The 5,963-nt window shown below is 65.1% G+C and carries 4 protein-coding genes; all 4 read left to right on the forward strand.

The window, feature by feature from the left end; all coding sequences use genetic code 11:
* The first annotated feature begins 116 nt into the window (after nt 1-116).
* Nucleotides 117-2,243: an acetate--CoA ligase family protein gene (locus tag C9E81_RS22500; RefSeq protein ID WP_122114591.1), complete on the forward strand. Its 2,127-nt coding sequence runs from the start codon at nt 117-119 to the stop codon at nt 2,241-2,243.
* Between the two features lie 84 nt (nt 2,244-2,327).
* Complete coding sequence (sucC, locus tag C9E81_RS22505) at nt 2,328-3,527, forward strand: ADP-forming succinate--CoA ligase subunit beta (RefSeq protein WP_122114592.1); 1,200 nt, start codon at nt 2,328-2,330, stop codon at nt 3,525-3,527.
* Complete coding sequence (gene sucD / locus C9E81_RS22510; RefSeq protein ID WP_122114593.1) at nt 3,527-4,444, forward strand: succinate--CoA ligase subunit alpha; 918 nt, start codon at nt 3,527-3,529, stop codon at nt 4,442-4,444. The genes sucC and sucD overlap by 1 nt, the downstream gene beginning before the upstream one ends.
* Nucleotides 4,445-4,611: 167 nt before the next feature.
* Complete coding sequence (locus tag C9E81_RS22515) at nt 4,612-5,346, forward strand: GntR family transcriptional regulator (protein WP_122114594.1); 735 nt, start codon at nt 4,612-4,614, stop codon at nt 5,344-5,346.
* Nucleotides 5,347-5,963: the final 617 nt, after the last annotated feature.

The following is a 5,963-nucleotide window of genomic DNA, read 5'->3' on the forward strand; positions in this document are numbered from 1 at the left end:
GGCGAAGTTTATCTTGACATTGTCCTGTTGTGGAATCCATCATTCATAATACCAGGAACATTTTCAGGCTGCGCCTTGGCGCGTTTTGAGTGAATCAAGCTTCGGGGAGGGGAACCATGCTCGACAAGATCGAAGTCCGGACCACGCTGGAGGCGGCGAGGGCGGAGGGCCGCAGGGCGCTGACGGCGCCGGAGGGCAAGCTGCTCTGCGATGCCTATGGCATCGCCGTTCCCGACGAGGGGCTGGCGGCGAGCGCGGATGAGGCCGCGCAGCTGGCCTCCGGCATGGGTTTTCCGGTGGTGATGAAGATCGTCTCGCGGGACATTCTGCACAAGACCGATGCCGGCGGGGTGATCGTCGGTGTCGAGACGGCGGAGGATGCGCGCGCGGCCTATGACACGATCATCGCCAATGCGAGGCGCTACAAGCCGGATGCCGATATCAGCGGTGTGCAGGTCCAGCAGATGGTGCCCGCGGGCCAGGAGGTCATCATCGGCGCCGTGACCGATGGCAGTTTCGGCAAGCTGGTGGCCTTCGGCCTTGGCGGCGTGCTGGTCGAGGTCCTGAAGGACATCACCTTCCGGCTTGCGCCCGTGGACAGGGGCGAGGCGCTGTCGATGCTCGATGGCATCCAGGCGGCCGAGATGCTCAAGGGGGTCCGCGGCGGCGAGCCGGTCAACCGCGAGGCGCTGGCCGACATGATCATGCGCGTCTCGCAACTGATCAGCGATCATCCGGAGATCTCGGAGCTTGACCTGAACCCGGTCTTCGCAACGAAGGATGGGGCGATTGCCGCCGATGTGCGGATCGTGCTCGACCATGATCAGCCCGAGCCTCGTCACCGGCCCAGCCAGGAAGAGATCGTCACGGCGATGAACAAGGTGATGCGTCCGCGTGCGGTGGCAGTCATCGGGGCCTCGAACGAGCAGGGCAAGATCGGCAACTCGGTGATGCGCAACCTGATCGACGGGGGATATAACGGCGATATCTATCCGATTCACCCGAAGGCCGACGATATCCTTGGCTACAAGGCCTATAGAAGCGTCAAGGACGTGCCGGGCGAGATCGATACGGCCGTCTTTGCCATCCCCGCCAGGCTCGTGGCCGGTGCGCTGACGGAATGCGGCGAGAAGGGGATCCCGGGCGCGGTGCTGATTCCTTCCGGTTTCGCCGAGGCGGGCGCGCCGGAACTGCAGGAAGAGATCGTCAGGATCGGCCGCAAATACAATATCCGCATGATGGGGCCGAATATCTATGGCTTCTATTACACGCCGGACAATCTGTGCGCGACATTCTGCACCGCCTACGACGTGAAGGGCTCGGCGGCGCTGTCGTCGCAATCCGGCGGGATCGGCATGGCGATCATCGGTTTCTCGCGCTCGGCGAAGATGGGCGTGTCCGCGATCGTCGGGTTGGGCAACAAGTCCGATATCGACGAGGACGACCTGCTGACCTTTTTCGAGCAGGACGAGAATACAAAGATCATCGCCCAGCATTGCGAGGATCTGAAGGACGGGCGCGCTTTTGCCGAAGTCGCCAGGCGCGTCTCGAAAACCAAGCCGGTGGTGGTGCTGAAGGCCGGGCGCACCTCGGCCGGCGCCAAGGCGGCCTCGTCGCATACCGGGGCACTGGCCGGTAACGACAGGATCTACGAGGATGTGTTCAGGCAATCCGGCGTGATCCGGGCCCGGTCGCTCAGGCAGCTGCTGGAATTCGCCCGGGGCATTCCGGTCATGCCGGTGCCAAAGGGCGAGAATGTGGTGATCATCACCGGGGCGGGCGGTTCCGGCGTGCTTCTGTCGGATGCCTGCGTCGACAACGATCTGAACCTGATGTCGATGCCGGATGATCTGGACGCGGCGTTCCGCAAGTTCATCCCGCCCTTCGGCGCGGCGGGCAACCCGGTGGACATCACCGGCGGCGAGCCTCCCGAGACCTACAAGAACACCGTCCGCCTCGGGCTGGAGGACGACCGCATCCATTCGCTGATCCTTGGTTACTGGCACACCATCGTCACGCCGCCCATGGTCTTTGCCAGGCTCATGGTCGAGGTGAAGGAGGAAATGGCCGCCAGGGGCATCGAGAAGCCGATGGTCGCCTCGCTTGCCGGCGATGTCGAGGTCGAGGAGGCGGCGGAATATCTCTACCAGCACGGCATTCCGGCCTATGCCTATTCCACGGAACTGCCGGTCGAGGTGCTGGGCGCCAAGTATAAATGGGCGCGCGGCGCGGGCCTGCTCTGATTTCCCTGCCCGGTCCGGTTCCGGCCTTGTGCCGGGGCCGGGCCGCCCTGGAATCCCGGTGGTCCGAGAGAGGATGATCCCATAATGCATATACATGAATATCAGGCCAAGGATGTCCTGCGATCCTGTGGCGTGCCGGTTCCCGACGGGTTCGCGGCGATGGATGCCGATGCCGCGGCGGAGGCGGCGGACAGGCTTCCCGGTCCGGTCTATGTCGTCAAGGCGCAGATCCATGCCGGCGGGCGCGGCAAGGGCCGCTTCAAGGAGCTTGGCGCGGATGCCGGGGGTGGCGTGCGGCTGGCGCGGTCGGCCGCCGAGGTGCGCGGGCATGCCGCGCAGATGCTGAACAATACGCTGGTCACGGTGCAGACCGGTCCGGGCGGCAAGCAGGTGAACCGGCTCTATGTCGAGGCGGGATCGGAGATCGACAGGGAATTCTACCTGTCCCTGCTGGTCGATCGCGCGACGGGTTACACATCCTTCGTCGTCTCGACCGAGGGTGGCATGGATATCGAGGCGGTGGCGGAGCAGACGCCGGACAGGATCGTGACGCTCGGCGTCGATCCGGCGACGGGCTTCATGCCGCATCACGGCCGCGCGGTGGCGAAGGCGTTGGGGCTGAGCGGCGATCTGGCGCAGCAGGCCGGGGCGCTGGCGGGCAAGCTTTATGCCGCCTTTACCGCCCGCGACATGGAGATGCTGGAGATCAACCCGCTGGTGCTGACGGCCGATGGTGAGCTGCGCTGCCTGGACGCGAAGATCGGTTTCGATTCCAACGCGCTGCCCCGCCATCCGGATATCGCGGAGATGCGCGACGAGACCGAGGAGGACGCCAGGGAGATCGAGGCCTCGCGCCACGACCTGTCCTATATCGCGCTCGACGGGGATATCGGCTGCATGGTCAACGGCGCCGGCCTGGCCATGGGGACGATGGACATCATCAAGTATCACGGCGGAGCGCCGGCCAATTTCCTGGATGTCGGCGGCGGGGCGACCGCGGAAAAGGTCGCGGCCGCGTTCAAGATCATCACCGCCGATCCGAATGTGAAAGGCATTCTCGTCAATATCTTCGGCGGGATCATGCGTTGCGACGTGATCGCCGAGGGGATCGTCTCGGCGGTGAAAGAGGCCGGGCTCGCCGTGCCGCTGGTGGTGCGTCTCGAGGGCACCAATGTCGCCGAGGGCAAGAGGATCATCGAGGGGTCGGGGCTGAACGTGATCTCCGCCGGCGATCTCGACGATGCGGCGCAGAAGATAGTCAAGGCGGTCGGAGGGGTCAGCTGATGTCCATTCTCATTGACAGGAATACCCGTGTCCTGTGCCAGGGCATGACCGGCAAGACCGCCACTTTCCACACCAGGGCCGCCCTGGAATACGGCACGAGGATGGTCGGCGGCGTGGCGCCCGGAAAGGGCGGATCGACACATCTGGATCTACCGGTCTTCGACACGGTGACGGAGGCGCGCCAGGCGACGGATGCGGATGCGACGGTCATCTATGTGCCGCCGCTTGGCGCCGCCGATGCCATCTGCGAGGCGATCCATGCCGGGATTGCGCTGATCGTCTGCATCACCGAGGGGATCCCGGTTCTCGACATGCAGCGGGTCAAGCGGGCATTGGCCGGGTCGAAATCCCGCCTGATCGGGCCGAATTGCCCGGGGCTGATCACCACGGATGAATGCAAGATCGGCATCATGCCGGCCTCGATCTTCCGCAAGGGCTCGGTCGGGATCGTGTCGCGCTCGGGAACGCTGACCTATGAGGCGGTGTTCCAGACCTCGCAGCAGGGCCTGGGCCAGACCACGGCGGTCGGGATCGGGGGGGACCCGGTCAAGGGGACCGAGTTCATCGATATGCTCGAGATGTTCCTGGCCGATCCGGCGACCGAATCCATCGTCATGATCGGCGAGATCGGCGGCCAGGCCGAAGAGGATGCCGCCCGGTTCCTGGCCGACGAGGCGCGGCGCGGGCGCTCCAAGCCGACGGTCGGGTTCATCGCCGGGCGCACGGCCCCGCCGGGGCGGCGCATGGGGCATGCCGGGGCGGTGATCTCGGGCGGCAAGGGCGGGGCCGGGGACAAGATCGCGGCGATGCGGGAGGCGGGGATCCGGGTCTCGCCCACACCGGCGCGGATCGGGGAGACATTGGTGGGACTGCTGAAGGGGCAGCCGGAGGACGCGCGGGCGACCGCCGCGGAATGAAGAAGCCCCGCGAGCAGGGTGCCGCCGTGCCGACGAGGCCTCGCGGCGGCAGGCGGCCGGCCCGGGGCGATCCTTTCGGGCCGCCCCGCGCCCTTGCATTATCCGGTGAACTGTTCCAGTTGAGATATGTTATCATACATACCACCCGTTGATTGCAGGAGAGCGTTGTGAGTTCCAGATCCCAGACACGCTGGCCAGTTTCCGACAAGACAGGCCCGGACCTCGTCCTGGAGCCTTTCGCCGCGGAGCCGAACTTCAAGACGCGCATCTACGCGATGCTGAAACAGGCGATCACGGGGATGGATATCTACAGCGTGTCCGAGGACACCTGGCTTGACGAACGGCAACTGGCCGAGCGCCTTGGTGTCAGCCGCACGCCGATCCGCGAGGCGCTGGCCATGCTCGAGCAGCAGGGCTTCGTGAAATCCGTGCCGCGGCGGGGGATCATCGTCCTGCGCAAGACCAAGCGCGAGGTGATCGACATGATCCATATCTGGGCGGCGCTCGAAAGCATGGCCGCCCGGCTGATCACCCAGAATGCCAATAACCGCGACATCGGCCGCCTGCGGAAGATCTTCGAGAAATTCCACGACGGCCATGCCCCGGAGGATTACCCGGGCGAATATTCCGAGGCCAACCTGCTGTTCCACCAGACGCTGATCCAGATGACCGGCTCGCCGATCCTGCAGGAGATGATCGAGGATATCGTGCTGCATGTGCGCGGCATCCGCAAGATGACGATCGGCCGTCACGACCGCGCCAGGCAATCGATCAGCGACCATCTGGCGATCATCGGCGCGCTCGAAAAGCGCGACACCGAACTGGCCGAAAAGCTCTGCCGCGACCATACGCTCGGACTCGCCGAATATGTCGAAAAACACAGCGAGGGCCTCTTCGATTGATCGCGACGAGCACAGGACACGCCCGGGCCGGTTCATCGGCTGAAGGCCGACCCCACCCCGGCGATGCCCGTTCGATCCGGTAAACGGTATTGCCGACGATGCGCAGAGCCGTGACGGATGACCCCGCTTCAAACCATCGCGCCGGGACCCGGAAGGCCGGGGGCGGTCTGGCTGCTCGACAGATGGGCTCGCGCTTTTGGACCAGCCCGGCACCCCGGACAGCGTCGCGACGGATGAGGAGGTCAGGCTGGTTCTGTCCGAAAACCGCACTGCCGGCGTGGCATTGCTGACCCTGTTTCCCGGGAAGGCGAGGTGGGATCCCCTTCCGATCTCCCATCTCCCATCTCCCATCTGCCGGGCCAGCGCCAGCACGCCGTCGATGAACGGGCTTCCAGACTGGCGAGGCGCCCCATTTCCCGAACCGAGATCAGCTATGCGCCCAGCTCGATCGGCCCGCCCGGAAAGACTTCCTCCGGCATGGAGGTGCGATGCATTCCAAATTCGCCGCGCCGGCGATGCGGCGCTCCCTATCGACGCGGAAGCTGCTCTGAAATGATGGACGATTGCCTGCGCTTCCAGCACCATCCCGCGTGCGAGCGCACGGGTGCCGGTTCCGT

This window comes from Paracoccus alkanivorans (assembly GCF_003697785.1).
In the GTDB taxonomy this organism is placed as follows: domain Bacteria; phylum Pseudomonadota; class Alphaproteobacteria; order Rhodobacterales; family Rhodobacteraceae; genus Paracoccus; species Paracoccus alkanivorans.